The 26,307-nt window shown below is 73.1% G+C and carries 26 protein-coding genes; 15 read left to right on the top strand and 11 right to left on the bottom strand.

Translation table 11 applies throughout. The annotated features are described in order from the left end of the window. Positions 1–112: 112 nt before the first annotated feature. Together NCI01_RS03265 and NCI01_RS03260 are read left to right on the top strand one after the other, a co-directional pair. The gene (locus NCI01_RS03265; protein ID WP_254180032.1) at positions 113–1,027 is read left to right on the top strand and encodes a hypothetical protein; all 915 of its coding nucleotides are present in this window, start codon (positions 113–115) and stop codon (positions 1,025–1,027) included. Further along, positions 1,024–1,515: a SigE family RNA polymerase sigma factor gene (locus NCI01_RS03260; protein WP_254180031.1), complete on the top strand. Its 492-nt coding sequence runs from the start codon at positions 1,024–1,026 to the stop codon at positions 1,513–1,515. The genes NCI01_RS03265 and NCI01_RS03260 overlap by 4 nt, the downstream gene beginning before the upstream one ends. 146 nt (positions 1,516–1,661) lie before the next feature. On the opposite strand, the gene NCI01_RS03255 is transcribed toward NCI01_RS03260, so the two are convergent. Then, a complete protein-coding gene (locus NCI01_RS03255; RefSeq protein ID WP_254180030.1) occupies positions 1,662–2,354 on the bottom strand; it encodes a TrmH family RNA methyltransferase in 693 nt (230 codons plus the stop codon). Positions 2,355–2,391: 37 nt separating this feature from the next. Here NCI01_RS03255 and NCI01_RS03250 point away from each other — a divergent pair, with 37 nt between their 5' ends. After that, positions 2,392–3,150 (top strand): DedA family protein, encoded by a 759-nt coding sequence (locus NCI01_RS03250; RefSeq protein ID WP_254180029.1) that lies wholly within the window; start codon positions 2,392–2,394, stop codon positions 3,148–3,150. A 97-nt stretch (positions 3,151–3,247) separates the two neighbouring features. On the opposite strand, the gene pyrE is transcribed toward NCI01_RS03250, so the two are convergent. Beyond that, positions 3,248–3,778 (bottom strand): orotate phosphoribosyltransferase, encoded by a 531-nt coding sequence (gene pyrE / locus NCI01_RS03245; protein WP_254180028.1) that lies wholly within the window; start codon positions 3,776–3,778, stop codon positions 3,248–3,250. Between the two features lie 54 nt (positions 3,779–3,832). On the opposite strand from pyrE, the gene NCI01_RS03240 reads away from it, so the two are divergent. Beyond that, on the top strand, positions 3,833–5,017 hold the full coding sequence (locus NCI01_RS03240; protein ID WP_308213185.1) for a pyridoxal phosphate-dependent aminotransferase: 1,185 nt from the start codon (positions 3,833–3,835) through the stop codon (positions 5,015–5,017). Between the two features lie 17 nt (positions 5,018–5,034). Here NCI01_RS03240 and NCI01_RS03235 read toward each other — a convergent pair whose 3' ends face one another. Together NCI01_RS03235 and NCI01_RS03230 are read right to left on the bottom strand one after the other, a co-directional pair. Further along, complete coding sequence (locus NCI01_RS03235) at positions 5,035–5,868, bottom strand: DUF4064 domain-containing protein (protein WP_254180027.1); 834 nt, start codon at positions 5,866–5,868, stop codon at positions 5,035–5,037. A 51-nt stretch (positions 5,869–5,919) separates the two neighbouring features. Further along, positions 5,920–7,089 carry a hypothetical protein gene (locus tag NCI01_RS03230; protein ID WP_254180026.1) on the bottom strand — a complete coding sequence of 390 codons (1,170 nt, stop codon included), beginning with the start codon at positions 7,087–7,089 and terminating at the stop codon, positions 5,920–5,922. A 156-nt stretch (positions 7,090–7,245) separates the two neighbouring features. Here NCI01_RS03230 and NCI01_RS03225 point away from each other — a divergent pair, with 156 nt between their 5' ends. The 4 genes from NCI01_RS03225 to NCI01_RS03210 all read left to right on the top strand — a co-directional run bounded on the left by NCI01_RS03225 (position 7,246) and on the right by NCI01_RS03210 (position 10,562). Further along, on the top strand, positions 7,246–8,151 hold the full coding sequence (locus tag NCI01_RS03225) for an ABC transporter ATP-binding protein (protein ID WP_254180025.1): 906 nt from the start codon (positions 7,246–7,248) through the stop codon (positions 8,149–8,151). Then, positions 8,148–8,984, top strand: coding sequence for an ABC transporter permease (locus NCI01_RS03220; RefSeq protein ID WP_254180024.1), 837 nt, complete (start codon positions 8,148–8,150; stop codon positions 8,982–8,984). The genes NCI01_RS03225 and NCI01_RS03220 overlap by 4 nt, the downstream gene beginning before the upstream one ends. 82 nt (positions 8,985–9,066) lie before the next feature. Next, positions 9,067–9,621, top strand: coding sequence for a cysteine hydrolase family protein (locus NCI01_RS03215; protein ID WP_254180023.1), 555 nt, complete (start codon positions 9,067–9,069; stop codon positions 9,619–9,621). Further along, positions 9,618–10,562: a PfkB family carbohydrate kinase gene (locus NCI01_RS03210; RefSeq protein WP_254180022.1), complete on the top strand. Its 945-nt coding sequence runs from the start codon at positions 9,618–9,620 to the stop codon at positions 10,560–10,562. Before NCI01_RS03215 ends, NCI01_RS03210 begins: the two co-directional genes overlap by 4 nt. On the opposite strand, the gene NCI01_RS03205 is transcribed toward NCI01_RS03210, so the two are convergent. Both NCI01_RS03205 and NCI01_RS03200 read right to left on the bottom strand, forming a co-directional pair. Continuing rightward, positions 10,559–11,641 (bottom strand): YihY/virulence factor BrkB family protein, encoded by a 1,083-nt coding sequence (locus NCI01_RS03205; protein WP_254180021.1) that lies wholly within the window; start codon positions 11,639–11,641, stop codon positions 10,559–10,561. The genes NCI01_RS03210 and NCI01_RS03205 overlap by 4 nt on opposite strands. A 1-nt stretch (position 11,642) precedes the next feature. Next, the gene (locus NCI01_RS03200; RefSeq protein ID WP_254180020.1) at positions 11,643–12,878 is read right to left on the bottom strand and encodes a cytochrome P450; all 1,236 of its coding nucleotides are present in this window, start codon (positions 12,876–12,878) and stop codon (positions 11,643–11,645) included. A 133-nt stretch (positions 12,879–13,011) separates the two neighbouring features. Between NCI01_RS03200 and NCI01_RS03195 the strand changes: the two genes are divergently transcribed. Then, complete coding sequence (locus NCI01_RS03195) at positions 13,012–13,827, top strand: NAD-dependent epimerase/dehydratase family protein (protein ID WP_254180019.1); 816 nt, start codon at positions 13,012–13,014, stop codon at positions 13,825–13,827. A gap of 60 nt (positions 13,828–13,887) precedes the next feature. Continuing rightward, a complete protein-coding gene (locus NCI01_RS03190) occupies positions 13,888–14,319 on the top strand; it encodes a hypothetical protein (RefSeq protein ID WP_254180018.1) in 432 nt (143 codons plus the stop codon). A gap of 6 nt (positions 14,320–14,325) precedes the next feature. Here NCI01_RS03190 and NCI01_RS03185 read toward each other — a convergent pair whose 3' ends face one another. Further along, a complete protein-coding gene (locus tag NCI01_RS03185; RefSeq protein WP_254180017.1) occupies positions 14,326–15,246 on the bottom strand; it encodes a glucose 1-dehydrogenase in 921 nt (306 codons plus the stop codon). A gap of 175 nt (positions 15,247–15,421) precedes the next feature. Here NCI01_RS03185 and NCI01_RS03180 point away from each other — a divergent pair, with 175 nt between their 5' ends. After that, entirely contained in the window at positions 15,422–16,591 is a 1,170-nt protein-coding gene (locus tag NCI01_RS03180; RefSeq protein WP_254180016.1) for a M14 family zinc carboxypeptidase, read from the top strand. 94 nt (positions 16,592–16,685) lie between these two features. Here the strand turns inward: NCI01_RS03180 and NCI01_RS03175 are convergent, their stop codons facing one another. Next, positions 16,686–18,062 carry an NAD(P)/FAD-dependent oxidoreductase gene (locus NCI01_RS03175; RefSeq protein ID WP_254180015.1) on the bottom strand — a complete coding sequence of 459 codons (1,377 nt, stop codon included), beginning with the start codon at positions 18,060–18,062 and terminating at the stop codon, positions 16,686–16,688. Between the two features lie 71 nt (positions 18,063–18,133). Between NCI01_RS03175 and NCI01_RS03170 the strand changes: the two genes are divergently transcribed. Further along, on the top strand, positions 18,134–18,598 hold the full coding sequence (locus NCI01_RS03170) for a GNAT family N-acetyltransferase (RefSeq protein ID WP_254180014.1): 465 nt from the start codon (positions 18,134–18,136) through the stop codon (positions 18,596–18,598). Here the strand turns inward: NCI01_RS03170 and NCI01_RS03165 are convergent. Both NCI01_RS03165 and NCI01_RS03160 read right to left on the bottom strand, forming a co-directional pair. Further along, positions 18,570–20,375, bottom strand: coding sequence for a sensor histidine kinase (locus NCI01_RS03165; protein ID WP_254180013.1), 1,806 nt, complete (start codon positions 20,373–20,375; stop codon positions 18,570–18,572). The two genes, NCI01_RS03170 and NCI01_RS03165, sit on opposite strands and share 29 nt — an antisense overlap. Positions 20,376–20,494: 119 nt before the next feature. After that, positions 20,495–21,427, bottom strand: a complete 933-nt coding sequence (locus NCI01_RS03160; protein ID WP_254180012.1) for a 2-hydroxyacid dehydrogenase — start codon at positions 21,425–21,427, stop codon at positions 20,495–20,497. A 126-nt stretch (positions 21,428–21,553) separates the two neighbouring features. On the opposite strand from NCI01_RS03160, the gene NCI01_RS03155 reads away from it, so the two are divergent. The 3 genes from NCI01_RS03155 (at position 21,554) to NCI01_RS03145 (ending at position 25,407) form a co-directional block, all read left to right on the top strand. Next, entirely contained in the window at positions 21,554–22,993 is a 1,440-nt protein-coding gene (locus NCI01_RS03155) for an FAD-binding oxidoreductase (protein ID WP_254180011.1), read from the top strand. A gap of 10 nt (positions 22,994–23,003) precedes the next feature. Next, positions 23,004–23,441 (top strand): DoxX family protein, encoded by a 438-nt coding sequence (locus NCI01_RS03150; protein WP_254180010.1) that lies wholly within the window; start codon positions 23,004–23,006, stop codon positions 23,439–23,441. Between the two features lie 76 nt (positions 23,442–23,517). Beyond that, on the top strand, positions 23,518–25,407 hold the full coding sequence (locus NCI01_RS03145) for a reprolysin-like metallopeptidase (RefSeq protein ID WP_254180009.1): 1,890 nt from the start codon (positions 23,518–23,520) through the stop codon (positions 25,405–25,407). Between the two features lie 19 nt (positions 25,408–25,426). On the opposite strand, the gene NCI01_RS03140 is transcribed toward NCI01_RS03145, so the two are convergent. Continuing rightward, positions 25,427–26,260, bottom strand: coding sequence for a CPBP family intramembrane glutamic endopeptidase (locus NCI01_RS03140; protein ID WP_254180008.1), 834 nt, complete (start codon positions 26,258–26,260; stop codon positions 25,427–25,429). Positions 26,261–26,307 lie beyond the last annotated feature (47 nt).

Raw genomic sequence — 26,307 nt, 5'->3', positions numbered from 1 at the left:
AGTCCGCCCCGGGGCGATCGCTCGTCTCACGACGTGGCGGATCGGGTGACAACCCATCCCCCGGCCCCTCCGTCTCCACGGGTGGAACACTCACCCGCAGGGGGAACGCAGCATGAGCACCGACATCGACTGGCAGCACGAGCTGGACAGCTCGTTCGGCCGCGGCCACGACGTCGCGCCGGGGCACTACGTCGCCGCGGGACGCAGGGCCGTACGCCGCCGGCGCGCGACCGCGGTCGTGCTGGCGGCTGCGGTCGTGGTCGGTGGGGGCGCCGTGTGGGCGGTCGGGCCCGACGATGCCGTCCGCGGCGATGCGCCCGTGGCGACCGAGGGTGTCGCACCGACCCCGGACGAGACCGCGACCGCCACGCCCGACCGCGACCGCAGGCGGCCACGAGCCACGCCCTCGATGAGCGTCGAGGAGGAGTTCGCGGGGAACGCCGCGATCCTGGACGCGGACGGGACGTTGAAGGTGTCGCCCCTCGCGGGCCGGGTGCTGCAGCGGGTGGACAACCCGATGCGGTACTCACCCGCCCAGGGGCACTCGGCCGCGATCCGGGTGATCTACCAGGGGGCCGAGACCTACCTCCTCCTCGCCGCCGACACCGACGGCGGTCTCTCCACGCACGTGAACACCGCCACCGGGGACTTTGACGGCTGGCTCGCGTCGAAGGTCGCGCTGCAGCAGGGTCTGGACGGCTTCACCGGTGCGGCGACCGACCCGGCGTCGGCCTCCGGCCCACCCCCCGACCTGCTCGAGCTCGAACCCGGCGGCGCCGTCGTGCCCGCGAAGGGTGTCGTGGTGCTCCAGCAGGACACCAGCCCGGACCTCGGTCCGGGCTTCGCGACGCCCGGCAGCCTCACCGGCGCCGTGCGGGTGCTGGTGGACGAGCGGCCGCGGTTTGCCGCCTACCGGGTCGTCGACGGCGAGCTCGAGGTCATCGCGGCGCCCGGTTCGTTCGACTCCATGAGCGCCTTCCTCCGGTGGGCCCGCCAGCAGTACGCCTCGGGGGAGGGCATGCGATGAGGGGCACCGACCGTGACGCGGCGTTCAGCGAGTTCGTCGCCGCCCGCCAGAGCCACCTGCGCCGGATCGCGTACGCCCTGTGCGGCGACTGGCACCGGGCCGACGACCTGCTGCAGACCGCCCTCACCAAGCTCTACGTCGCCTGGCCGCGCATCCAGCAGCAAGGCGGCGAGATGGCCTACTGCCGGCAGATCATGGTGCGGGCCAACATCGACGAGTCGCGCCGGCCGTGGCGCCGCGAGCGGCCGACCGAGGACCTGCCCGACCGGGGTGCGGCCGAGCCGACGCCGGTGGAGGAGCGGTCGGCGCTGTTCGACGCGCTCCAGGGGCTCCCCGAGCAGCAGCGCAAGGTCGTCGTGCTGCGCCACTGGCTGGGACTCTCGGTCCGCGAGACCGCGACCGAGCTCGGCATCAACGAGGGGACCGTGAAGAGCCACAGCAGCCGGGGCCTGGCCGCGCTGGAGGCGGTGCTCGCGCCCCAGCGTTAGGGCACCCGGGGGGAGGGTGGGTCCACCCTCCTGGGGCTGGCGCTCCACCCTCATCAGGCCTAGGTTGACGTACATGCCTGGGAGGAGCCGGGTCCGGGGTGCCGTGGGGACACTCCGGCCTCGGCGAGGCCCGGGCACCGGGAGGATCAGCCCCGCCAGGCGTCGTCGCCGGCGAGGTCGGCGTACGCCCTCACCCAGCTGTGCATCGCGATCGCCGCGGCCGAGCTGGCGTTGATGGAGCGGGTCGAGCCGAACTGGGCGATGGAGAAGGTGCCGTCGCACACCTCGCGCGCCGACTCCGACAGCCCCGGACCCTCCTGGCCGAAGAGGAAGCACACCCGACGCGGCAGCTCCATCGTCTCGAGGTGGAGCGAGCCGGGCAGGTTGTCGATGCCCAGCAGCCGCACCGGGCCGCCCTGCTCGGCGGGGATCCCGTGGAGGTACGACGCCAGGGCGGCGGCGTCCGGATGGTGGCGGACGTGCTGGTAGCGGTCGGTCACCATGGCGCCGCGGCGGTTCCACCGGCGGTTGCCGACGATGTGCACCTCGGCGGCCAGGAAGGCGTTGGCGGTGCGCACGATCGTGCCGATGTTGAAGTCGTGCTGCCAGTTCTCGATCGCGACGTGGAAGCCGTGCCGGCGGGTGTCGAGGTCGGCGACGATCGCCTCCATCGTCCAGTAGCGGTAGCGGTCCACCACGTTGCGCCGGTCACCCTCGCGCAGGAGCTCGGGATCCCAGTGCGCGCCCTCGGGCCACGGCCCCTCCCACGGACCCACGCCCACCTCGGGCGGGCCGTGCGGCATCGGGTCGTAGGGCGCCCGCTCCTCCTGCTCGTGCATGCGGGGAATGCTAGGTGCGCGTTCTAGGGTGGCGCGCGTGAGCGCCTTGTGGGACCTGCAGACCATCGCGATGTCGGGGGTCCAGCCGATGCTGCTCGGCATCGAGTGGATGGACCCCAACTGGCTGCTCGACCGCTTCGGCACGGCGCTGTTCTGGATCAGCCTGCTCATCGTGTTCGTCGAGTGCGGGCTGTTCTTCCCGATCCTCCCGGGCGACACGCTGCTCTTCGCGCTCGGCCTCTTCATCGCCACCGGCCAGCTCGACCTGTTCCCGGGCCCGCCCATCGTCGAGCTGCTGATCGCGATGGCGGCGCTGACAGCGGCCGCGTTCCTCGGCAACGTGGTGGGCTACGAGATCGGCCGCAAGATCGGGCCGCCGCTCTACGAGCGCGACGGACGCATCATCAAGCGCAAGTACTTCGACCAGACCACCGCGTTCTTCGACCGCCACGGCAACAAGGCGCTGGTCATCGGCCGGTTCGTGCCCTTCGTGCGGACCTACATCACCGTCGTGGCCGGCGTGACCCGGATGGAGCGGCACCGCTTCTTCCTGTGGAGCCTGGTCGGCGCGGTGCTCTGGGTCCTGTCGATCTGCCTGCTGGGCTTCTTCCTCGGCGACGCGTTCCCCACCCTCGGTGAGAGCATCGACAAGCTGATCATCGTGATCGTGGCGTTCTCGGTGATCCCGATCATCATCGAGTGGTGGCGCCACCGGCGCACCAACGCCGCCGGCGCCGAGGTCGGCCCGCACGACGGCGGCCCGGACCGCGACATCACGGGCCGCGACCTCGACTGAGCGTCGTACGACCCGCGCCGAGCGGTGCGTGGGGCGGCTTCCGGCGGCTCGGAACCCGCGTGGCTCACCGCCCACGGGCTGGCAGCGGGCGGGGTGGTCAGCCGCGGGCGGCGTCCAGCTCCGCCCTCGTCAGGACCGAGCGGACCTCGAGCCCCACGTCGGCCAGCGGGTTCTCGCCCGCGGGCGAGCGGTCGATGGCGCAGACGACGACCTCGACGACCGCACCGAGCTCCCGCAGCGCGCGCGTGGCGTCCCGGACGGCGCCGCCGGTCGTGATCACGTCCTCGACGATGGTGACCCGGCGACCGGCGACGTCCGGACCCTCGGCCAGCTTGGCGGTGCCGTACTCCTTGGCCTTCTTGCGCACGAAGAGCGCCGGCAGACCGGTCTTGGCCGACACCATCGTCGCGATCGGGATGCCGCCGAGCTCGAGGCCGCCGAGGAGCTCGGTGCCCTCGGGCAGCAGGTCGACCACCTGGGTGGCGACCCGGTCGAGCAGGGCCGGCTGCGCCTCGAAGAGGTACTTGTCGAAGTAGGTGTCGGCCACCTGCCCCGAGCGGAGGGTGAACTCCCCCGTGAGGCGGCAGGTCGCGTCGATGTCGGCGGCGAGGGTCGCGTCGGTGGTCACGGCACCGACCCTAGTGGGACCCGACCGCCCGCAGACGCTGGGTAGCGTGGGCCCGTGCCCACTGCCAAGCTCCTCGCCGCCAGGCTGGCCCACATCCCGCCGACCGTCTTCAGCGAGATGTCGGCGCTCGCGGTGCGCACCGGCGCCCTCAACCTCGGTCAGGGCTTTCCCGACGTCGACGGGCCGGCGTCGGTGATCGCTGCTGCGGAGGCCGCGCTCGAGGCCGGCGCCAACCAGTACGCCCCCGGCATCGGCGTCCCTGCCCTGCGCGCAGCCATCTCCCGGCACCAGCAGCGGCACTACGGCCTCGAGGTGGATCCCGACCGCGAGGTCGTCGTCACGACGGGGTGCACCGAGGCGATCGCCGCGGCACTTCTCGCGCTCGTCGACCCGGGCGACGAGGTGGTCGTGCTCGAGCCCTACTACGACTCCTACGTCGCCATGCTCGAGATGTGCGGCGCCCGCCGGCGACCGGTGACGCTCCGGGCTCCCGACTTCCGCCCCGACCTCGACGAGCTGCGCGCGGCGGTCACCGACGAGACGCGACTGATCCTGCTCAACACGCCGCACAACCCCACCGGCACCGTCCTGACCCGCGAGGAGCTCCAGGTCGTCGCCGACCTCGCGATCGAGCACGACGTCGTCGTGGTGACCGACGAGGTCTACGAGCACCTGGTCTTCGACGACGCCCGCTCCACCGAGGGCCACGTGCCGATCGCGACCCTGCCCGGCATGTGGGAGCGCACCCTCACGCTGTCGAGCGCGGGCAAGTCCTACAGCTTCACCGGCTGGAAGGTCGGCTGGGCCACCGGACCCGAGCCGCTGGCACAGGCCGTGCTCGCCGCCAAGCAGTGGCTCACCTTCACCTCCGGCTCCCCGCTGCAGCCCGCCGTCGCGCACGCACTCGACCACGAGCCGGACTGGCCGCGCGAGCTCGCGCGCGACCTGCAGGGCCGCCGCGACCTGCTGTGCGACGGGCTCGCCGCCGCCGGGCTCGTGCCGCGGGTCCCCGAGGGCACCTACTTCGCGACCACCGACGTCGGCCACCTCGGGTGGCCGGACGGTCGCGCGTTCTGCCTGGCCCTGCCCGAGCTGGCCGGGGTGGTCGCCATCCCCACGCAGGGGTTCTACGACGACCAGCAGGCGGGCCGCCAGCTCGTGCGGTGGGCGTTCTGCAAGGAGCCCGACGTGATCAGCGAGGGCGTACGACGTCTCGCAGCCGCCGACCTGTCGCGCTGAGGTCGCGCCCCCTCAGGTCAGCGGCCCGGGTAGTCGCGCGGCGGGTGCTCGGAGCCGCCCTCGTCGTCGGCCGGTCGCGGCTGGCCGTAGGGGTTGTCCTGGCTGCCCGGGCCGTAGGGGTCGCCCTGCCCGTAGGGCGTGCTGCTCGGCGGCGGCGGGTACTGCGGCATGGACGGTGGTGTCGCCTGGGGCGTGGACTGCTGGCCGGGCTGCTGGCCATAGGGGTCGCTCGCCTGGCCGCCGTACGGGCCGCCGTACTGGCCGCCGTACTGACCGCCGTAGCCGGGGTAGGCGCCCGCGCCGGCTGGGATCCCCTTGAACCAGGCGCTGGCGCCGCCGACGAAGAGCAGCACGATGACGGCGATCGAGGCGATCAGCGTGACGACCGAGACGCCGCTGGTGACCCCGAGGAGCGAGAACAGGGCGACCACCGAGCTGGAGATGACGAGCAGGATCCGGGCCACGTTGGAGCGGCGCAGCACGAAGACCGCCAGCACGATCGCGATGATCGCCCACACGACGAGCCCGAGGATGACGGCGAACAGCACGCCCACCGCGGCGTCGGCGTCGATGTTGGCGTCCTGGAATTCCGGGACGCGCTCCATCTCCCGGATCACCTCGTCGCGGGCGACGAGCAGGGCGAGGCCCGTGAACCCGAACATCACGGCGCTGATGGCGGAGAAGACGATGCTGATCCAGGCAGCGGCGGTCACCGTGCCGGGACGCCGGTCGCCCGTCGGCTGCTGGCCGTAGGCGGGCTGCTGACCGTAGGGGTAGGGCTGCCCGCCGGGCTGCTGGCCGTAGGGATCGCCCTGGCCGTAGGGCTGGTGCGTGGGTCCGGGCTCGCTCATGTCTCTATCTCACCACGTCAGCGGTAGCAGCGGCGCCCGCCCGCGTGCACCTCAGCGCGGGTCGAGCTCGAACCACCGGCGCACCTCGACGCGCCTCAGGCACACGACGGTCGCCAGGGCGGCCGCGGCGGGCACCAGGACGAGCGGGGTGTTGAGGACCAGGGCGAAGCAGGCGCCGGCGCTGAAGGCGGCGCTGACCATCAGGCCGCGACGTGCCCACTCCCGACGCGCCATCGCGAAGCCGGCCAGCACCAGCGCGACGAGGCACCACACGACGAAGGCCCCGGCCAGCGCGAACACGGTCGTGCGCACCTGCTCCAGGCTGAGCCCGTCGTCGAGCAGCTCGGGCTGCTGCTGCTCCAGGGCGCTCTGCAGGAAGTCGGGCGAGAAGCCCGCGATCGCCAGCCAGAGGAGCGAGAGGGTGAGGAGGCCGCCCGCGGTGACGACGGTGATCACGAAGGCCGCGACCATCGCACCGGGCCGCGCGTCGAGGAGCTGGCGTCGCTGCCAGTCCGGGGCCGGAGGGGCGTACGGCGCCGGGGCGGGGTGCTGCGGGCCAGGCTGACCGGTGAAGGGCTGCTGCGGACCGGGTTGCCAGGCGGAGGGCTGCTGCGGGAAGGGCTGGCCGTAGGGCGACTCGCCGAAGGGCCTGCTGGCCGGAGGCGGTCCTTCCGGGGGAGCGCCGGCCGGGGCACCGCCGTCGGTGGGCGGACGGCCCCACGGGTCGGTGGGACCCGAGGCGCCGCGCTCGGCACGCGAGTCCTTGGCGGGGGCCGGGTCCGGCGGGGTCCAGCGTCCCGTGGCGAACCACTCGCGCGCCGGCTGCATCCACAGCATCGCCGCTCCTGCAGCGACGAAGGAGCCGGCCAGCCCGCCGGCCGGGATGCCGGTGAGGAAGACGACGACGGCGAACAGGGTCAGCGCGAGGCGTGAGGAGCGGTCGGGCTTGCGGACGTACCAGCCGAGGATCGCGGTCGCGCACGCGGCCGCCGCGGCGACCATGCACGAGATCCGCAGGAGCTCGGTGGTGCTCGAGACAGTCAGGCCGAGCGAGGAGAACGGGGCGCCGCTGATGACGTCGCGGATGGCCTCCTGCGTCTCGAGCGAGCGGAGCGAGGTGACCCGCTCCCACGCGGTGAGGAGCACCACCACCGAGGAGAAGATGACGATGCCCGAGGCCAGGCTGACCTGGGGCGGGCGGTGCGTGGTGGGCTGGCTCACCCCGCCAGTGTCCCAAGTCGGGCCCAACTCCCCCCCATCCGCACCCCGAGCCCGGCTGCCGGTCCTCCGTGCGGGGTTTCTCAGGGTCCTCCTCAGGGGCCGGCGGGGTGCCGTCCCCGATGTGCCGGGCGGCCCTCGACCGCGAGGGTTGGACCCATGATCAGCGTCGAGCACCTCACCAAGCAGTACGGCCCGTTCACGGCCGTCGACAGCGTCTCCTTCACGGCCGCGACCGGTCGCGTGACCGGCTTCCTCGGTCCCAACGGCGCCGGCAAGTCCACCACCATGCGCATGATGGTCGGCCTCACCCGGCCCAGCGCCGGACGGGTGACCATCACCGGCCGCGACTACCACGAGCTGGTCAACCCCGGCCTCGAGGTCGGCGTCCTGCTGGACGCCTCCGCGCAGCACGCCGGACGCACCGGCCGCGAGATCCTCGCGATCGCCGCCCAGACGATGGGCCTGCCCAAGTCGCGGGTTGCGGCGACCCTGGCGCGCGTCGGACTGACCGAGAGCGAGGCCGATCGGCGGGTCCGCAACTACTCCCTCGGCATGCGCCAGCGCCTCGGCATCGCGACCGCCCTCATCGGCGACCCGCAGGTGCTGGTCCTCGACGAGCCGGCCAACGGCCTCGACCCGGCCGGCATCCGCTGGATGCGCGACCTGCTCCGCGGCTTCGCCGACCAGGGCGGCACCGTGCTGCTGTCCTCGCACCTGCTCCACGAGATCGAGGTCATCGCCGACGACCTCGTCGTCATCGGCCAGGGCCGCATCGTGGCGCAGGGCAGCAAGGCCGAGCTGCTCGCAGCGGCCGGCACCCTCGTCCGCACCGCCGACCCCGCCCAGCAGGACCACCTCGCCCGTGCCCTGCACGAGGCGTCGGTCGTCACCAACCCCGTCGACGGCGGCCTGCGGGCCGACGCCGACCCCGAGCTCGTGGGCGAGACGGCACACCGTGCCGGCGTCGTCCTGCGCGAGCTGCGCGCCGCCGACGGCGCCGGCCTGGAGGAGATGTTCCTCGAGCTCACCGCCGAGACCGCTCGCGAAGGAGCAGCAGCATGACCACCCAGACCCAGCTCGCCACCGAGGTCCCCGCCGTGCCCACGGCGGCCGCACCGGAGGCACCCGCCCCGCGCCGCGGCGTACGACCCATCCCGATGACGCGCCTGGTCGGCGTCGAGCTGCGCAAGATGTTCGACACCCGCGCGGGCTTCTGGCTGATGGCCAGCGTCGGCATCGTCTCCGTGCTCGCCACGGCGGCCGTCATCATCTGGGCGCCCGACGAGGCGATCACCCAGGACACGTTCTCCAGCGCGATCGGCATGCCGCTGTCGGTGGTCCTGCCGATCATCGCGATCCTGTCGGTCACCAGTGAGTACAGCCAGCGCACCGGCCTGACGACCTACACCCTCGTGCCGTGGCGCGGGCGGGTGATGTCGGCGAAGGTCGTCTCCACGCTGCTGGTCGGCGTGGCGGCGATGTTCCTGGCCCTCGCGGTCGGCGCGGTCGGCAACGTCGTGGGCTCCGCGATCACCGGCCTCGACGCGACGTGGGACATCACGCTCACCCAGTTCGGCAACATCGTGCTCGCCAACGTCCTCGGCATGCTGATGGGCTTCATGCTCGGCGTGCTGTTCCGCAGCTCGGCCGGGGCGATCGTGGGCTACTTCGTGTACTCGCTCGTCCTGCCGGTCGCCTTCGGGACGCTGGCCGCCTTCCAGGAGTGGTTCCGCGACCTGCAGCCGTGGGTCGACGTGAACTTCGCCGTCACCCGGCTCTTCGACCAGACGATGACCGCCGAGTACTGGCAGCAGCTCGGCGTCTCGACCCTGGTGTGGCTCTGGATCCCGCTGGCCATCGGCCTGCGCGCGATCCTGCGTGCCGAGGTCAAGTAGATCCCCTCTACTTCCTCGTGCCCATCAGCGGCTGCCGGTCGGGGGACCGGCGGCCGCTGATGTCGTCTGACAGGGTGGCGGCATGCACCCCGACGCCTGGCTGGTCGTCATCGACCCGCAGCGGATCTTCGCCTCCCCGGACAGCGCGTGGGGGTCGCCGATGTTCCCCGACATCGTGGAGCCCGTACGACGACTCGCCTCCGCCGCGGGTCGGCGCACCGTGGTCACGCGCTGGGTGCCCGCCCGCGACCCGCAGGGCAGCTGGCGGGCCTACCTCGACGCCTGGCCGTTCGCCGACGTGCCCCACGAAGACCCGCTGCTCGACCTCGTGCCCGAGGCGCAGGGCCTCTCCGACACCGTCGTCTCGGTGCCGACCTTCGGCAAGTGGGGTCCCGACCTGGAGGCGGTCACCGGGCCCCTCCCCCGGCTGGTGCTGGCCGGGGTCAGCACCGACTGCTGCGTGGTCTCGACCGCGCTCGCGGCCGCCGACGCCGGCGCGACCATCACCGTGGTCACGGACGCGTGCGCCGGCTCGACGCCGGACAACCACCGGGCCGCGATGGACGTGATGGGGCTCTACCCACCGCAGATCACGCTGGCCACCACGGACGAGGTGCTCGGGACGGACCCCGCATGAGCCGCGTCATCCACACCGGCCAGGCCCTGGTCGACGTCGTCGTCGAGGTGCCCGACCTGCCGGACCGGGGACAGAACGTGATGGCCTCGTCCGCCACCGACTACGCCGGCGGGGCGGTCACCGTGCTCGTCGCGGCGGCGCGCTTCGGCGCCGACTGCGTGCACGCCGGCGCCCACGGCACCGGCCCGCACGGCGACCTGGTCCGGCAGGCGCTCGACCGGGAGGGCATCGCCGCCTCCGCGGCCCCCGTGGAGGACCTCGACACCGGCATCTGCGTGGTGATGGTCGAGCCGAGCGCCGAGCGGACCTTCGTCACGACGCTGGGCGCCGAGCGCCGGATCAGTGTCGGGTCGCTGGCGACCTCCGCCCCCGGTGCCGGCGACGTGGTCTGCGTCACCGGCTTCTCGCTCGCCCTCGACACCACCCGCGACCCGCTGCTCGCCTGGCTGCCGACGCTGCACCCCGACGTGACGGTGGTGCTCGACCCGGGCGCGGCCTTCGCCGGCCTCGACGCCGACGTCCGCGCCGCGATGCTCGAGGTGACCGACGTCTGGTCGAGCAACGCCGAGGAGGCCGAGGACGTCCTGCGCGCGGTCGGCGACGACGTACCCACCGACCTCTCCGCGCTCACCACCGCGGTCGCCCCGCTGCTGCGCGGCGACGCGGTCGCGATCGTCCGCGACGGCCCAGAGGGCTGCGCCGTCCACGTCGGCGGCGAGACGACCTACGTCCCGGGCTTCCCCCAGACGCCGGTCGACACCAACGGCGCGGGCGACACGCACACCGGCGCGCTGCTGGCGGAGGTCGCGGCCGGTACGCCGTGGGACGAGGGCTGCCGACGCGCCAACGCGGCCGCCGCCATCAAGGTCACCCGGCGCGGGCCGGAGTCCGCCCCGACCGCCGCCGAGGTGGACGCCTTCCTGGCCTCGGGCGCGCGCTAGGAGCGGCGTCCCTGCGACTCGCGCAGCTTGCGGCCGCGCTCGATGTCCTCCTGCTCCTTGGCCGCAGCCTTCTCGGACTTGCGGGTGTCGCGCGGGGGCAGCTGCAGCTCCTCCTCGGCCGCGATCCCGGCCTGCAGCTGACGACCGCGCTCGAGCTCGGCGTCGACCTCGGCGCCGAAGAGCAGCGCGAGGTTGGTGATCCAGAGCCACAGCAGGAACGCGATGACGCCTGCCAGCGACCCGTAGGTCTTGTCGTAGCTGGAGAAGTTCGAGACGTAGAAGCCGAACGCGGCCGACGCGATGATCCATACGACGATCGCGATGATCGCGCCGACGCTGACCCAGCGGAACTTGGGCTGCTTGACGTTGGGGGTGGCGTAGTAGAGCAGTGCCACGATGAGGACGACGACCGCCAGCAGCACCGGCCACTTGGCGATGCTCCACACGGTCACGGCTGTCGACTCGAGGCCGATCGCCCGGCCGACCGCCTCGGCCGCCGGCCCGGTCAGCACGAGGCCGACCGCGACGAGCGCGGCCAGCAGGACGGTCACGAGGGTGATGAGGAGCATGACGGGACGGAGCTTCCAGATCGGGCGCCCCTCGTCGATCTCGTAGATGCGGTTCATCCCGCGGCTGAAGGCGTTGACGTAGCCGGAGGCCGACCACAGCGCGGCCAGGAGACCGATGACGAGCGCCAGCCCGGCGCCCTGGCTCGCGGCCAGCTGGGTGATGGTCGGCTCGAGCGTGTCCGCGGCCGACGACGCGCCGATGTCGCGCAGGATCTGCAGGAGCGTGTCGACCGTCTGCTGCTGCTGGCCGACGAGGCCGACCAGCGAGAGCAGCGCGATGATCCCCGGGAACAGCGCCAGCACGGAGTAGTAGGTCAGCGCGGCTGCCAGGTCCGTGCACTGGTCGTCCATGAACTCGCGCAGTGCCTTGCGCAGGGAGTAGCCCCAGGTGGGCTTGCGGAGATCGCCGGGCGAGTCGGGCTTGCCGGGCGCGTCGGGCCCGGGAGCCGTCCGCTCCCGCTCCTCGCTCGTGGACTCGGTGTCGCCGGTGGAGGTGGATCGGTGTGTCATGTCATCCCAGTGCCCGCGCCGAGCCGGCCCATACGGGCGCGATCCGCACGCGGCCGATCCCCGCAGGCAGCGTCGGCATCCGGGTCGCGTCCGCGGCACCCGGGGTGACCTCGAGCTCGAGCCCGGCCAGCACCCGGATCGTCTCGGACAGCAGGCGCAGGGTGAGGGACTCGCCCGGGCACCGGTGGCCCGACGGGTGCCCACCTCCCTGCGGCACGAGGTCGAACGCGGTCTCCGCCGCGACCTCGTCGTGGTCGAGGAAGCGGTCGGCGTCGAAGACGCGAGGTGCCGGCCAGCGGCTCTCGTGGTGGTCGATGCCGACGACGTCGAGCAGCAGCCGGTCACCCCGGCGCACCCGGACGCCGGAGACCTCCGCGTCTCGCACGGCCAGCGCGGTGAGCGCCGGCACGAACGGCGACGTGCGCCGGACCTCCTGCGCGAACGCGTACCGGTCGTGGACCGCCTCGGGCGGCGCCAGGCGCTCGCGCTCCTCTGCGGGCACCGAGGCCAGCGCGAGGGCGGCGAAGCAGCCCAGCCAGCTGACGGCGACGGTCGGGCGCAGCACGTTGAGCAGCTCCACGCCCGCGTCGCGGACGTCGAGGTCGGTGGCCGCGACCATGTCCAGCGCGCTGCCGGCCGGCGGGCTCGTACGCCCCTCGCGCGCGTCGCGCACGGCCTCCCGGGCCCAGCGCTCGCACCAGCGCCGCGCGCGCCAGCCGCGGGCGTGCGCCGGTCCGGCGAAGCCGAAGCCGTCGACGATCTCGGCGAGCCGGCGGCTGACCAGGTCGGCCTCGCGGCGCGACACGTCGAGCCCGGCCCAGTGCAGGGCCGCCGCGCCGTAGACGCTCACCAGCTCGCGGTGGAGGTCGACCTCACGGCCGGTCCAGCCGACGGCGCGGGCGACGAGCGCCCCGCGCACCTCCTCGACGAGGGCACCGAGCCGGTCGGGGTCCAGGACGTCGAGGAACAGCCGCTTGCGGTCGCGGTGCTCGGTCCCGTCCAGCCCGTGCACGGCGCCGCGACCGAACAGCAGCCACGCGAGCGGTGGCGGCACGGCGCCGGATCGGCGCGCGAGCGACTCGTCATAGAAGGCGCGCGCGCCGTCGGGGTCGCCGAGCACCACGGCGCGGCGGCCGAGGAGGCGCGAGACGTAGGTGTCCGCGCCGCCGCGCGCCGTGCGGTCACGCGCGACGGCGTCGTAGCCGTGGCGCACGAGCAGGAGTCCGAGATCGGTCATCCCTGCTCGTTCCCGGCTCGGCGGCCGGGCATGCGCACGGTGTCCGGGCAGATGTGGCGGTGCTCACCGACCTGGCCGAGGGGGCGTTGCGCGATGCTCTGACAGCATGGCCCCGCTCGCTACGGTGGCGCGTGTGACCCCTGACGTCCTGCTCGTCGGCGCCGGTGACCTCGGTGCTGCGGTCGGCCTGCGCCTGGCCGACCTCGGCCACGGCGTGCTAGCCCTGCGTCGCAACACCTCGAAGGTGCCGCCGCCGATCATCGGCCGTTCGGTCGACCTGACGCGCGAGGCGCCCGACCTGTCCGACGTACGACCCCGCCTCGTCGTCGTCGCGCTGACCGCCCGGCCGCGGACTGGGGAGTCCTACCGGGCGACGTACGTCGACGGGATGGCGCGCGCCCTCGACGCCCTGGCCGCACCGCCGGATCGGGCGGTCCTGGTGTCGTCGACCGCCGTGCACGGCGGCGGCGACCTCCCCGACCTCGCGGACGAGACGACGCCCCCGGCGCCGAGCGACGGCCCGGGCCGGATGCTGGTGGCGGCCGAGGAGGCGTTCCACGAGCGGGTCCCGCACGGGACCGTCCTGCGCCTGTCGGGGCTCTATGGCGGCAGCAGCACGCGGTTGCTCGACCAGGTCCGCGAGGGCCGCGTCGACGACCCGCACCGCTGGACCAACCGGATCCACCGCACCGACGCCGCCGCGGCCGTCGTGCACCTGCTGACGATGCCCGCCGAGCCCGAGCCGCTCTACCTCGGCACCGACGACGAGCCGGCGCAGCTCGGGGACGTCGCGGCCTTCCTCGCCGGGCCCCTCGGGGCCCCCGCCCCCCCGCCCGCCGACCCGGCGCAGGGCCACGGCAAGCGGCTCTCCAACGCGCGGCTGCGGTCGACCGGCTGGGCACCGACGTACCCGTCCTACCGGGAGGGCTACGCGGCGGTCGGTGGCTGAGCGGGCGACATCCCCGATCGGGGCGATGGCTCGGTCGGGCCGAGGGCGCAGACTGCAGTCATGACGGTCCTGCCCTCGGAGACCCAGCCTGTGGTGGCAGTGGGACGCCGTCGTCCGGGCCTCGCGTTCGTGGTCGCCCTCCTGTGCTGGGTGCCGTACGTCGTCGGGCTCGTGCTGCCCTACTACGCCAACGGCGTGCACCAGCGCCCCGCCGGCGAGACGATCTTCGCCCACGACCTCGGCACGATGTGGCCCTACGACACCCCCCTCGGCGGAGCGGTCCTGTTCGTCACCGTCGTCGGGGTGCCGACGGTGCCGTTCGTCTCCGCCGGGGTGACGATGTGGTCGGCGTTCGACTTGTGGGCCTGGCGGCGGACGCTCACCCGGGGCCAGGTGGCCCTCTACGCCGTGGCGGCCGGGGTAGCAGGAGCGTCGGTCGCCTGGCTCGCCACGCCGCTGGCGACCGAGCTCCTGCTGTGGTTCTGGGACTGACACCCCTCACATGGTGACGGGCTTGCCGCCGGTGACGGCGATGACCTCGCCGGTGATGTAGCTCGACTCCGGGGAGGCGAGGAACACGAACGCCGTCGCGACCTCGGCCGGCTGTCCGGCCCGGCCCATCGGGGTCTGCTCCCCGAACGACGCGACCTTCTCCGCGGGCATGGTGGCCGGGATCAAGGGCGTCCAGATGGGGCCGGGCGCGACGGCGTTGACGCGGATTCCCTTCTCGGCGACGGACTCGGCGAGGCCGCGGGTGAAGTTCACGATCGCCGCCTTGGTGGTCGCGTAGTCGAGGAGCTCCGGGGACGGCGAGGACGACTGCACCGACGAGGTGTTGATGATCGTCGAGCCGGCCCTCATGTGCGGCAGCGCCATCCGGCACAGCCAGAACATGGCGTAGACGTTGGTGCGCATCACCCGGTCGAGCTGCTCGGTCGTGATGTCGGCCAGACCGCCGGGCTGGGCCATCTGGTAGGCCGCGTTGTTGACGAGGATGTCGATGCGGCCGAGCTCCTCGACCGCGGTGTCGACCAGCGCCTGGCACGCCGACTCCTCCACGAGGTCGGTCGGCACCAGCACCGCGCGACGGCCGGCGTCCTCGACGATGCGGGCGGTCTCGCGTGCGTCGTCGTGCTCGCCCTCGAGGTAGGCGATCACCACGTCGGCACCCTCGCGGGCGAACGCCAGCGCGACCGCGCGACCGATCCCGGAGTCGCCGCCGGTGATGACGGCCACCTGGTCGAGCAGCCGGTCGTGGCCGACGTACGTCTCCTCGCCGTGGTCGGGCTTCTCCCCCATCTCGCCGGTGACCGAGTCCTCGTCGCCGGGCCTCGGCAGCTGCTCGCCCTCGGTGTCGGGCTGCTCGTGCACCTCGGTGGGGTCCTGCCGGGTCTGGTCGGCCTGTCCGTCGTTGCTCATCGTCGTCCTTCGTCGCAGGGGTGGTCAGCCCGTGCGGTACCCGGCACGGGCCGGTCGATGCAATCCCCCCTACGGAGTGAGCCGAAGGTCGCTGGTGCCGTGTCGGTGGGCCGACCTACGGTGCAGGGACCTGTCGATCGCTCGGCTCGCCGGGCACAACTGATGCGGAGACTGCATGTCTGCACGACGTTGGACGGCCGTCCTGACCGGACTGGCCCTTCCTCTCGGGATCGTCGCCACCACCACCTCGTCACCGGCGAACGCCATCCCCACCCAGTCGCACTGCGGCACCGAGGCCTCGGGCTCGGGCAACAACGGCTTCGTCGACCACGCCCAGCTCAGCCGCACCCTCGAGGGCATCGAGCGCTCCACCAAGGGCCTCGTCGACGTCGAGGTCGTGGGCCAGAGCAACCAGGGCCGCGACATCTACACCGCGCGCGTCGGCGAGGGCGACACCGTCGTCTTCGTCGAGTCGCAGATCCACGGCAACGAGAACCACGGCACCGAGGCGCTCCTCGACCTGCTCCGCCGCTGGGGCGGCTCGACGCCCGAGGCCGCCGCCCTCCGCGAGGAGGTCACGATCGTCGCGATCCCGCGGCTCAACGTCGACGGCGGCGAGCGCGACACCCGCCAGAACGAGATGACCTGGGCCGACGTCGTCGCGGCGTTCCCCCAGCTCGCGGGCGTGGCACCGGCGTGGAACTACAACACCCGCGTCGGTGGGTTCGACGTCAACCGCGACTTCAACCCCGACCTCGACTACGTCCCGCAGCCCGCCGACTTCCCGGGCAACAGCGCCGACACCGGGTGGTACATCACGCCCGAGTCCCAGACCGTCCGCGACGTCTACCGCGGCCTCGAGACCGAGTTCGGCACGGTCGACTACTTCGTCGACCTGCACAACCAGTGGTCCTGCTACGCCACCGAGGACCTCGAGAGCATGTCGCCGCTGTCCATCTCGGCGAAGTTCATCGACGACCCGGCCGAGTTCGGCACGTGGCCGAAGTTCGACATGGAGGCCTCTCAGCGCGCCAACGTCGCGGTCTACGAGGCGCTGCAGGACCAGGGCCAGTCCGGCTACGGCGACGTCACGCTCTACCCGCAGGACACCAACCTGCCGGGCACCGCGCTGGGCTCGTTCGCCCTCCGCGGCAGCGCGGTGGTGCTGTTCGAGACCTCGAGCCAGACGCAGTACGACGGCATGAAGCGCAACGGCATGCTGCGCAAGCAGATCGAGATCGGTCTCGGCGGCCTGGTCGACGCCGTCGCCGACGGCTCGATCGACACGCTCGACCCGTCCGTCTACGACACCATCCCGCAGCGGGTCTACCTGCCCGCGGACTGATCACGCGCGACCCCACCGACAGTGCGGTGGCTGTGGTCCATCAGGTGGACCACAGCCACCGCGTTGTCGGACGACGAGGCGTGCCGGCGGAGCCTCAGCCGGTGGCCATCAACCGGGTGAGGGCCTCGAGTCCGGGCGCGGTGCTCGCCGCCAGCCGCTCCCGCACCCGGTCGAGCTCCTCGGACGCGGCGTAGCCGGGCGGGATCCGCGCCGGGTTGATCGCGACGGTGTTGGCCCAGGCGGCGATGTCGGGCTCGGCGGCGAGCGTCATCGAGGCCCGGGTGCCGCGGACGTTCATGTCGGCCCACTGCACGAGCGAGTCGCCGAAGCGCGACGGCGGGCACAGCCGGTTCTTCTCCGCGTCGTCGCTCCGGGTGGCCTCGACGTAGCCGGTGACCGCGGCCGCGAAGCACGGGAAGCCGGCGCGCACCGGTTGGAGGGTGATCTCCTCGGGACCCCACACCGGCACGAGCGGCGGGTTCTTGAGGCCGTCGGCGGCGCAGTGCACGACGACGGCGTCGTCGGCGACCCGCACGGTCGTGCCGTCCGCCATCTCGAGGCGACCCCGCTCCACGTGGCGCAGGTGCCCGTGGCGTACGACGTCGCCGATCGAGCGCAGCAGGTCGAGCTCCCAGCGACCGAGCGTCGGGGCCTTCGCCATGGTGGGCGTGATCGACCGGTCGATGCGCAGCATCACGCCGGCGTCCTCGAGCCGGAGGAACAGCTCGTCGAGGGTCGAGGAGGCCGCGGCATCCTCGAAGGTGGTGGCCGGCACGCCGAGGAAGACCGCCGGATCGGGCTGGATCAGCGCCCGGTCGAGCATCCACGGCTCGCGCGGGCGCACCCAGCAGATCGCGTCGGGGTCGACGCCCTGGCCGAGGAGCCACACGCAGGCGTCGGTCGCCGTCTTGCCCGAGCCGACGACGACGTACTGGCTGGGCGCCTCGTCGAGCCGGACCACGTCGTTGACCGCCACCGCCCGGGCGTCGTCGGCGACCGAGAAGGGGGCCGACGTCTCCGCCGGGATGCTGGGCGAGAGGTAGTGGGCGTTGACGACGCGGCACGACGCCGGCACCTCCCAGGTCTGCCCCGAGATGCGCGACACGACCGTGTGCCCGCCGACGACCTCGCACCCGGTGAGGACCTCCACCCGGCCCGTGCCGCGCAGCCGCTCGACCGCGTGCGCGTAGTAGTCGACGATCTCCGGCTGCGAGGCGCGCACGTGCAGCCCCGCCTCCGGCCCGTGCTCCTGCACCCGGCCACCGAGGACCGCCGAGGCGACGCCGTAGAACGTCGAGGCCTGGTGCAGCCGGACGAACGGGTAGTCCTCCAGCCAGTGGCCGCCCGCGCCGTGGCGGCGGTCGACGATCGCGACGCGCGCGTCGGAGTGGTCGACCAGCGCGTCGACGAAGCCCATGCCCATCGCGCCGGCCCCCACCACGAGGTAGTCGACGTCCAGTGTGCGAGTCATGGGTCCCACGCTGGCACATCTCCGGGCGACGGTGTCACCTCCCGGAAACACGATTCGGCCACACTGTCGCGGTGCACATCGCCCGAGCCGACTTCAGCGACCCGCGGCTGGCGGCGTTCCTGCAGGCGCACCTCGACGACATGGAGCCGACCGCGCCGCCGGAGAGCCGGCACGCCCTCGACCTGGCCGCGCTGCAGCGGGACGGCGTACGACTCTGGGTGGGCGTCGACGGGGACGGGATCGTCGGCACGGTCGCGCTGGCGCCCGTCGAGGAGGGGCACGAGGAGCTGAAGAGCATGCGGACCGAGCCGCGCGTGCGGGGCACCGGGGTCGCGAGCCGCCTCCTCGCGCACGCGCTCGACGACGCCCGGGCGCGCGGGGTCTCGCGGGTGTCGCTGGAGACCGGGAGCATGGCGTTCTTCGAGCCCGCCCGTCGCTTCTACGCGCGGGCCGGCTTCGTCCCGTGCCCGCCCTTCGGGTCCTACGCCGAGGACCCGCTCAGCACCTTCATGACGCGGTCGACGGATCCGCGCTGACGTCGTCGACATAGGCCGGCAGCGTGAGTCGCGCCGTCGTGCCGCGGCCCCGCTCGGAGTCGATGTCGACCGAGCCGCCGTGGCGGGCGGCGATCCGGGCGACGATGGCGAGGCCCAGGCCGGTGCCGGGCCGCGACAGCGCGGCCGGGTTGGTGGAGCGGAAGTACTCCCGGAACAGCTGCTCCTGGTCGGGCGACGAGATGCCGATCCCCGTGTCGGCGACCGTCGCCACCACGGCGTCGCCCTCGGTGGCGACGCGCACCGTCACCCGGCCGCCGGGATCGGTGTACTTGATCGCGTTGGAGGCGAGGTTGGTCAGCAGGCGGTGCAGCTCCTCCGGCTCGCCCGGCACGAGGACCGGTTCGTCAGGCAGCTCGACCTCGCAGACGACGTCGCCGGCCGACGCCGCGGCGTGGCACTCGTCGTAGACGTCGTGGACCACCCGGCGCAGGTCGACCGGGATCGGGTCGAACTCGCGGTGCGGGTCGGAGACCTGCGCCATGGTGAGCATGTCGTCGATGACGGCGCGCATCCGGGTGGCCCCACGCGTGGCCGCCGCCACCGAGCGGCGGCCGTCGTCGTCGAGGCCGGCGGTGTCGAGGAGCTCGAGGTTGGCGCTCATCGAGAACAGCGGGTTGCGCAGCTCGTGGCCCATCGTGTTGACCACCTCGACGCGATAGCTGTCGAGCCGGCGCAGCCGGTCGGCGATGGCGCGCTCGAGCTCGAGCTGACGGGCCTTGCCGACGGCGAGGCCGAGGTCGCGGCCGATGTCGCGGGCCGCGTCGATCTCGATGTCGGTCCAGCGACGGGCGTCGGAGACGCGGGTCAGGACCAGGAAGCCCACGCACTCCCGGCCCACGCCCAGCGGGACGAAGAGCACCGAGCCGATGCCGATCCGGTCGAGGAAGCCCAGCAGCCGCTCGGCGTCGTCGCGAGCGAGGCCGGGCTGGTCGAGGGCGTCGCGCGAGAAGGGGGCGACGTACTGGTCGGTCCAGTAGCGGTGGGCCAGCCGCACCACCACGTCGTCGATCTCGCCGAACGGCGGCGTGTCGTAGGCGTTGCCGACGGCGTAGGACGTCGTGGTGGAGCCGACGCCGTCGGGGTTGAACGCCGTCAGCCACATGCCGACCGCGTCGAAGCACGACACGACCGCGGACCGGCAGGCCTCCAGCACCAGCTCGAGCGTCGGCTCGCCGAGGGCCTGGCGCACGATCGCGCGCGCCTCCGTGGCCATCCGCACCTGCTCGCTCAGCTCCTCGCGCTCGAGGGCGAGGAGCACGAGGGTGCGCGCGAGCCCGGCGTAGCGCGTGAGCACCTCCATCTTCTGAGGCGACGGCAGGCGCCCGTCGTCGGGGATGTCGACCGACAGCAGGCCGCGCAGCCGGCCCTGGTCGTCGTGGACCGGCGCGGCGAGGAGGTCGAGCGGGTGCCAGGCATCGTCGCCCTCGAGCGGCGTGACGTCGGGGATGTGGCTGTAGGCGAGGGCCTCCTCGCTGGCCCGGTCGTGCGGGACGAAGCGCCACACGCCCCACTCGTCGGCGCCCGCGAGCTCGTTCTCGATCGACGAGCTCGGCACCTGCGTGCCGACGAAGCCGTCCTCGACGCCGGCGGCGGCGACGACCTCGAAGTGGCTGTCGCGGCGCAGCGTCAGCGAGGACTGGGCGAAGCCGGCGAGCGTGGCGACGCCCTCGACCAGGACCTGGAGGTGCTGGCGCGTCTGCTCGTCGGCCCAGGGCACGTCGGCATAGCGCCGGGCCCTGTCCGTCTCGTCGTGCATCTCACCCCCTGCGTCGAGTCGACCCCCGCGGCACCCCCGACCCTAAGCCTTCCGGCCTGACGAGCGCAGGGATTCCTTGACGCTGGCGGTCGGTCGTGGTCCTCCAGGAGGCAGCCACGTCAGCCGACCGGGGTCACCAGCTCGCCGCGCTCGAGGAAGGCGTCGACGTTGTCGAGCACGAGCCGGCCCATCGCCTCGCGGGTCTCGACGGTCGCGCTGCCGACGTGAGGGAGCAGGACGACGTCCTCTCGCTGCAGCAGCGCCTCCGGCACGCGCGGCTCGTCGGCGAACACGTCGAGCCCGGCGCCGGCGATGCGACCCGCCTCGAGCGCCGCGACCAGCGCGTCCTCGTCGACGACGGAGCCGCGGGCCACGTTGACGAGGTAGCCCTCGGGACCCAGCGCCTCGAGGACGGCCGCGTCCACGAGCCCGTCGGTGTCGGCGCCGCCGGGCGTGAGCACCACGAGCACGTCGCTCGCCTCCGCCAGCGCGACCGGGCTGTCGTGGTAGGTCCAGCCCACGTCCTTCGGGCTCCGCGAGTGGTAGTGGACCTCCGCGCCGAAGACCTCCAGCCGCTCGGCCGCAGCGGTGCCGATCCGACCCAGCCCGAGCACGCCGACCACGGCGCCGCGCACGTCGCGCGTCAGCGGCACCGGCTTGCCTCGGGCCCAGGCGCCGCTGCGCACGAACCGGTCGGCCGCGGTGAGGCCGCGCAGCACGTCGACGACGAGGAACGCCGCCAGGTCGGCGACCGCGTCGGTCAGCACGTCGGGGGTGTTGGAGACGACGATGCCCCGGCGCTGCGCCTCGGCCACGTCGACGTTGTCGTAGCCGACGCCGAAGTTCACGATCGCCCTCAGGTCGGGCAGGGCGTCCATCTCCGCCGCGCCGGCGGGTGCCCCGCCCCCGACGACCGCGACCTCGATCCCCGCAGCGTCGGCGAGGTCCTCGTGCAGCGGGGCGTCGTACCGCTCCGAGAGCCACTCGCGCACGAAGGGCATGAGCCCCCCGAGCTGGACGACGCGGACCGGGTTCTGGGTGTCGGTGCTCACCACGACATCCTTGCCGGGCGGCGGTCGCGGCGTCCGGACCCTCGCCGTCGCGAGATGCCCACGCCACCCGCGACCGCGTGGGGGAGGATGTGGCGCGACCATCCTGGCGCCCACCCGAGGAGACCCATGGACGACCTGCTCGACCGGCTGCGCGCGAGCGTCGGCGCCGACCACGTCCTGACCGAGGACGCCGACGTCGCGGCCTACGTCGTCGACTGGACCGGCACCCACGCCGGCCGGGCGCTCGCGGTGGTGCGGCCCGGCTCGACCGAGGAGGTGGCGGCCGTGGTGACGGCCTGCGCCGGCGCGGGCGTGGCGGTCGTCCCGCAGGGCGGCAACACCGGGCTGGTCGGTGGCGGCGTGCCCGATGCGTCGGGTCACCAGGTCGTGCTGTCCCTGGGCCGGATGCGCCGGGTGCGCGACGTGGACCCGGTGGCCGGCACGGTGACCGTCGACGCCGGAGTGGTGCTGGCCGACGTGCAGGCGGCGGCCGAGGGTGTCGACCGGCTGTTCCCGATGTCGCTGGGGTCCGAGGGCAGCTGCACGATCGGCGGCAACCTCTCCACCAACGCCGGCGGCACCGCGGTGCTGCGCTACGGCATGACCCGCGAGCTGGTGCTCGGCCTCGAGGTCGTGCTGCCCGACGGGCGGGTCTGGGACGGGCTGCGCGGGCTCCGCAAGGACAACACCGGCTACGACCTCACCCAGCTGTTCGTGGGCGCGGAGGGCACCCTCGGCGTGATCACCGGGGCGGTGCTGCGGCTCTTCCCCGCCACGCCGCGGCACGCCACGGCCTGGGTCGCGGTGCCGTCGGTCGACGCCGCGGTCTCCCTGCTCGGCCTGGCCCAGCAGCACGCCGGCGTGCACCTGTCGACGTTCGAGATCGCCAACCGGCAGGCCATCGACCTGGTCCTGAAGCACCTGCCCGGGGCCAGCGACCCCCTGGGCGAGCCTAGCGACTGGTACGTCTTGGTCGAGCTCGCCGGCTCCGCCTCCGACGACGGGCTCGACGAGGTCCTGGAGTCGTTGCTCGGCGAGGCCGTCGAGTCCGACTGCGCGACCGACGCGGCGATCGCGGGCAGCCCCGCGCAGCGGTCGGCGCTGTGGGGCCTGCGCGAGGGCATCTCCGAGGTGCAGAAGGTCGAGGGCGCCACGCTCAAGCACGACGTCACGCTGCCGATCGCCCGGCTCGCGGACTGGACCAACGCCATCGGGCCGCACCTCCAGGAGGTCTGCCCGGGAGTCCGCCTGGTCACGTACGGCCACGTCGGCGACGGCAACCTCCACTACAACCTCAACGCCCCTCTGGCCGACGGCCGCAGCGACGACGACGCGCTGCGGGCCGCGGCGGCCGACCTGACCACCGCCATCTACGCGTCGGTGGCCCGCGAGGCGGGGTCGATCAGCGCCGAGCACGGCCTCGGGCGCACGAAGGCGGCGGCAGCGGCGTCGTACAAGTCCGACGTCGAGGTCGACCTGATGCGCGCGGTCAAGCAGGCGCTCGACCCCGCGGGCCTGATGAACCCCGGCGTCCTCGTGCCGGTGCCCCCGGGGGCACCCGCCTAGGCTTCAGGACATGAAGGCACAGACCCTCGCCCGCGTCGCCCTGGGCAGCTTCATGGTGACCGCCGGCGTGCTGCACCTGACCACGCAGCGCGAGGAGTTCCGGGCGCAGGTGCCTGACTGGTTCCCCGTCGACGAGGACCTCACCGTCCTCGGCTCGGGCGTCGTGGAGGTGGCGCTCGGCGGGGCCTTCGTCGCGCTGCCGCGTCACCGACGCACCATCGGGGCCCTGCTGGCCGCCTTCTTCGTGGCGATCTTCCCCGGCAACATCGCGCAGTACGTCGAGGGCACCGACGCGTTCGGGCTCGACACCGACCGCGCCCGGCTCGTCCGGCTGTTCTTCCAGCCGGTGCTCGTGCTGTGGGCGCTGTGGGCCGGCGGCCTCCTCGGCCGACGCCGTCCGGCACGCACCGAGCAGCAGCAGCGCGAAGAGGTCGAGACGGGCGAGTAGCGCCACATCCGGTCGGCGCGCCGGGTTTGGGCGCCCCCACGCGGGGCAGGTAAGGCTCCGAGAGAAGGGGGACTCCATGCCCATCACCGTGCCCACCAGGAGCACCAACAGGACACTCGTCGGCGTCGCCGGTCTGTGCGTCCTGGCACTGGCCGCCACCACGGCGCCCGTCACCACGGCCACCGCGTCGCAGGACCCGGACAGCCGTCCCGTCGAGCTGCTCAGCCCGGCATCGTCCGGCAAGGCCACCACCGAGGCCGACGGCGGTGAGCGCTCGCGGAGCGTCGACGTCGACGCGGCCGCGCTCGACGCCGTACGCACCGGCGACAGCATCAGCCTCGAGCTGTTCGACGACACGACGGTCACCGCCGCCGTCGACCAGCTCACCGACACAGCGGGGATCACGTCGTGGTCCGGCGGCATCATCGGCGAGAAGGGCACCGTCACCGGCGTCGTCGTCGGTGGCGTCACCCACATCAACGTCGCCTCCGTCGACCACGGCACCTACGAGGTTCGCAGCACGCCCGAGGGCGACTACGTCGTCGACGAGGCGGGCACCCCGCCTGGCGGCGATGACGTCGTCCTGCCGGAGCATCACGGCCGCACCGACGCGCACGACCACGGCGCCGCGGCGCGCACCCAGCGTGACAGCGCCGACACCACGACCGGCGACAAGGCATCTGGCCGCGCCCCCATCGCCGCCGCCGACGCACCCGACACGATCGACATCGCCATCGTGTACCCCGCCGCGCTGGTCACCCAGATGGGCCAGGAGGCGATGCAGGCGCAGTTCGCGCTCGGCATCGCGCAGACCAACGAGGCCTTCGCCAACTCCGGTGTCGCCACCCGGGTGCGCCTCGTGGGCACCCGGCAGGTCGCCGCGGCACAGTCGTCCGTCCTGGTCACCAACCTCAAGGCGCTCGGCACCCCGGGCGACGGCATGTTCGACGAGGCTCAACAGCTGCGTGAGGAGACCCACGCCGACCTGGTGAGCCTGTGGCTGGCCGGCAGCGTGCCGGGTGGCGCGGCGTGCGGCATCGCCTACCTCGGCGGGATGGACCCGCAGTACGACCCGGAGTACGCCGCCTGGTCGGTCGTCTACGCCGCCGCGTGCGCCACCGAGTTCCGGGCGTTCGCCCACGAGGTCGGGCACAACCTGAGCGGCCACCACGACGCGGGTGCCTCGCAGCCGCCGACCGACGGCAAGCCCTACGCCCGTGGCTACGTCGACGTGGCCGCGCAGACCATCACGGTGATGTCCTACTACGACCAGTGCGTCGCGCAGCGGGTCAACTGCACCCGGATCGGCTACTTCTCCAACCCCAACGTGGCCTACAACGGCCGCGTCCAGGGCACGGCGGCCACCCAGAACGTCCAGGCCATCAACGAGCAGATCGCGACGGTCGCGGGCTACCGCCAGTCGCAGATCTATCCCGGGGTGGCCAGCATCGCCGGCCGCCCGCGCTTCAAGGGCACCGCGGAGGCGACCACCACGCCGTGGTCCCCGGCCGTCGCACTGAGCTATCAGTGGTGGCTCGACGGCGTCCCGGTCCCGGGTGCCACCGCCAGCACCTTCAAGCTGTCGCGACGTGACATCGGCAAGACCCTGACGCTGCAGGTGCTCGGCTCCGCACCGTTCTACCCGACGGTCTCGGCGCCCGATGCGTCCGTCGTCGTGGGCAAGGCGCTGTTCCGGACGAAGCGGCCCAAGGTCCGCGGCGTCCCGCGGGCCGGTCGCGTGCTGTCGGTGAAGGTCAAGGGCTGGAAGCCCAAGCCGGCCAAGAAGAGCGTCAAGGTGCGCTACCAGTGGCTGAAGAACGGGAAGAAGATCAAGGGCGCCAAGAAGGCGACCTACCGCGTCCGTGCGAAGGACCGCGGCAAGAAGATCTCGGTCCGGGTCACGGCCAAGAAGAAGGGCTACGAGAAGGCGCGGCGCAGCTCCAAGAAGGTCAAGATCCGCCGCTGACCGTCCGTCGCCGGGCGGGTCACAGGGTCGGCAGCCAGTCGACCCGCCCGGCGAGCAGGGCGTAGCCCACGAACGCGCCCACGTCGAGCAGCGTGTGGGCGACGACGAACGGCATCACGCGTCCCCAGCGGCGGAAGAGCCAGCCGAAGAGCAGGCCCATCGCGAGGTTGCCGACGAACCCGCCGAGCCCCTGGTAGAGGTGGTAGCTGCCGCGCAGCAGCGCCGCCAGCCCGATGGCGGCGGTGTCACCGAAGCCGAGCTGGCGCAGGCGCACCTGCACGAAGCCGAGGACGACGAACTCCTCCAGCACCGCGTTCTCCGCGGCCGCCAGCACCAGCACCGGCACCCGCCACCACTCCCCCGGGAGCGACTGGGCGACCACCGTCAGGTTCGTGCCCAGCGCGAAGGTGGCGAGGTAGAAGACCACCCCGACCGAGCCGACGCCTGCGGCGAGGAGCGCGCCGCGGCCCCAGTCGCCGAGGGTGCTCCAGCCGCCGTCGCGCGCCCAGACGTCCTTGAGCCTGCTGCCGGAGCGAACCAGCAGGTAGCCCGCCAGCGCGACGGGGACGAGCGCGAACCCGATCCGCAGCAGCTGGTAGGTCAGGTCGAGCCACGGCCGGTCCGGGGCCAGCGAGTTGTTGAGGTTGGCGGCCTGCGACGACAGCGGCCCGGGAGCGGTGAGCGCCGAGACGATGCTCACGATCGAGTAGACCGCGCTCCGGCCCAGCGAGACCAGGAGCACGATCGCCAGCTCGGTCCACAGCAGCGCCTTCGCCAGGTCCGGCACCCCACCCGGAACGGGCGTGTCCCGGAGTCGCCACCACGGTCTCGTCGCCTCGGTCGCCGTGCTCACGGCCCCAGCATCCCCCAGCCGGCTGAGGTGCCGCTGAGAGCACGCCC

The organism is Nocardioides pinisoli (genome assembly GCF_024199985.1).
Classification (GTDB): domain Bacteria; phylum Actinomycetota; class Actinomycetes; order Propionibacteriales; family Nocardioidaceae; genus Nocardioides; species Nocardioides pinisoli.
This window is presented reverse-complemented; position numbering and strand designations above follow the sequence as displayed.

Excerpts from the sequence above, each read along its gene's own strand:
- NCI01_RS03265 (WP_254180032.1), top strand. The coding sequence starts at position 113 with ATGAGCACCGACATCGACTGGCAGCACGAGCTGGACAGCTCGTTCGGC.
- NCI01_RS03260 (WP_254180031.1), top strand. The coding sequence starts at position 1,024 with ATGAGGGGCACCGACCGTGACGCGGCGTTCAGCGAGTTCGTCGCCGCC.
- NCI01_RS03255 (WP_254180030.1), bottom strand. The coding sequence starts at position 2,354 with ATGCACGAGCAGGAGGAGCGGGCGCCCTACGACCCGATGCCGCACGGC.
- NCI01_RS03235 (WP_254180027.1), bottom strand. The coding sequence starts at position 5,868 with ATGAGCGAGCCCGGACCCACGCACCAGCCCTACGGCCAGGGCGATCCC.
- NCI01_RS03225 (WP_254180025.1), top strand. The coding sequence starts at position 7,246 with ATGATCAGCGTCGAGCACCTCACCAAGCAGTACGGCCCGTTCACGGCC.
- NCI01_RS03220 (WP_254180024.1), top strand. The coding sequence starts at position 8,148 with ATGACCACCCAGACCCAGCTCGCCACCGAGGTCCCCGCCGTGCCCACG.
- NCI01_RS03215 (WP_254180023.1), top strand. The coding sequence starts at position 9,067 with ATGCACCCCGACGCCTGGCTGGTCGTCATCGACCCGCAGCGGATCTTC.
- NCI01_RS03210 (WP_254180022.1), top strand. The coding sequence starts at position 9,618 with ATGAGCCGCGTCATCCACACCGGCCAGGCCCTGGTCGACGTCGTCGTC.
- NCI01_RS03205 (WP_254180021.1), bottom strand. The coding sequence starts at position 11,641 with ATGACACACCGATCCACCTCCACCGGCGACACCGAGTCCACGAGCGAG.
- NCI01_RS03200 (WP_254180020.1), bottom strand. The coding sequence starts at position 12,878 with ATGACCGATCTCGGACTCCTGCTCGTGCGCCACGGCTACGACGCCGTC.
- NCI01_RS03190 (WP_254180018.1), top strand. The coding sequence starts at position 13,888 with ATGACGGTCCTGCCCTCGGAGACCCAGCCTGTGGTGGCAGTGGGACGC.
- NCI01_RS03185 (WP_254180017.1), bottom strand. The coding sequence starts at position 15,246 with ATGAGCAACGACGGACAGGCCGACCAGACCCGGCAGGACCCCACCGAG.
- NCI01_RS03180 (WP_254180016.1), top strand. The coding sequence starts at position 15,422 with ATGTCTGCACGACGTTGGACGGCCGTCCTGACCGGACTGGCCCTTCCT.
- NCI01_RS03175 (WP_254180015.1), bottom strand. The coding sequence starts at position 18,062 with ATGACTCGCACACTGGACGTCGACTACCTCGTGGTGGGGGCCGGCGCG.
- NCI01_RS03165 (WP_254180013.1), bottom strand. The coding sequence starts at position 20,375 with ATGCACGACGAGACGGACAGGGCCCGGCGCTATGCCGACGTGCCCTGG.
- NCI01_RS03155 (WP_254180011.1), top strand. The coding sequence starts at position 21,554 with ATGGACGACCTGCTCGACCGGCTGCGCGCGAGCGTCGGCGCCGACCAC.
- NCI01_RS03150 (WP_254180010.1), top strand. The coding sequence starts at position 23,004 with ATGAAGGCACAGACCCTCGCCCGCGTCGCCCTGGGCAGCTTCATGGTG.
- NCI01_RS03145 (WP_254180009.1), top strand. The coding sequence starts at position 23,518 with ATGCCCATCACCGTGCCCACCAGGAGCACCAACAGGACACTCGTCGGC.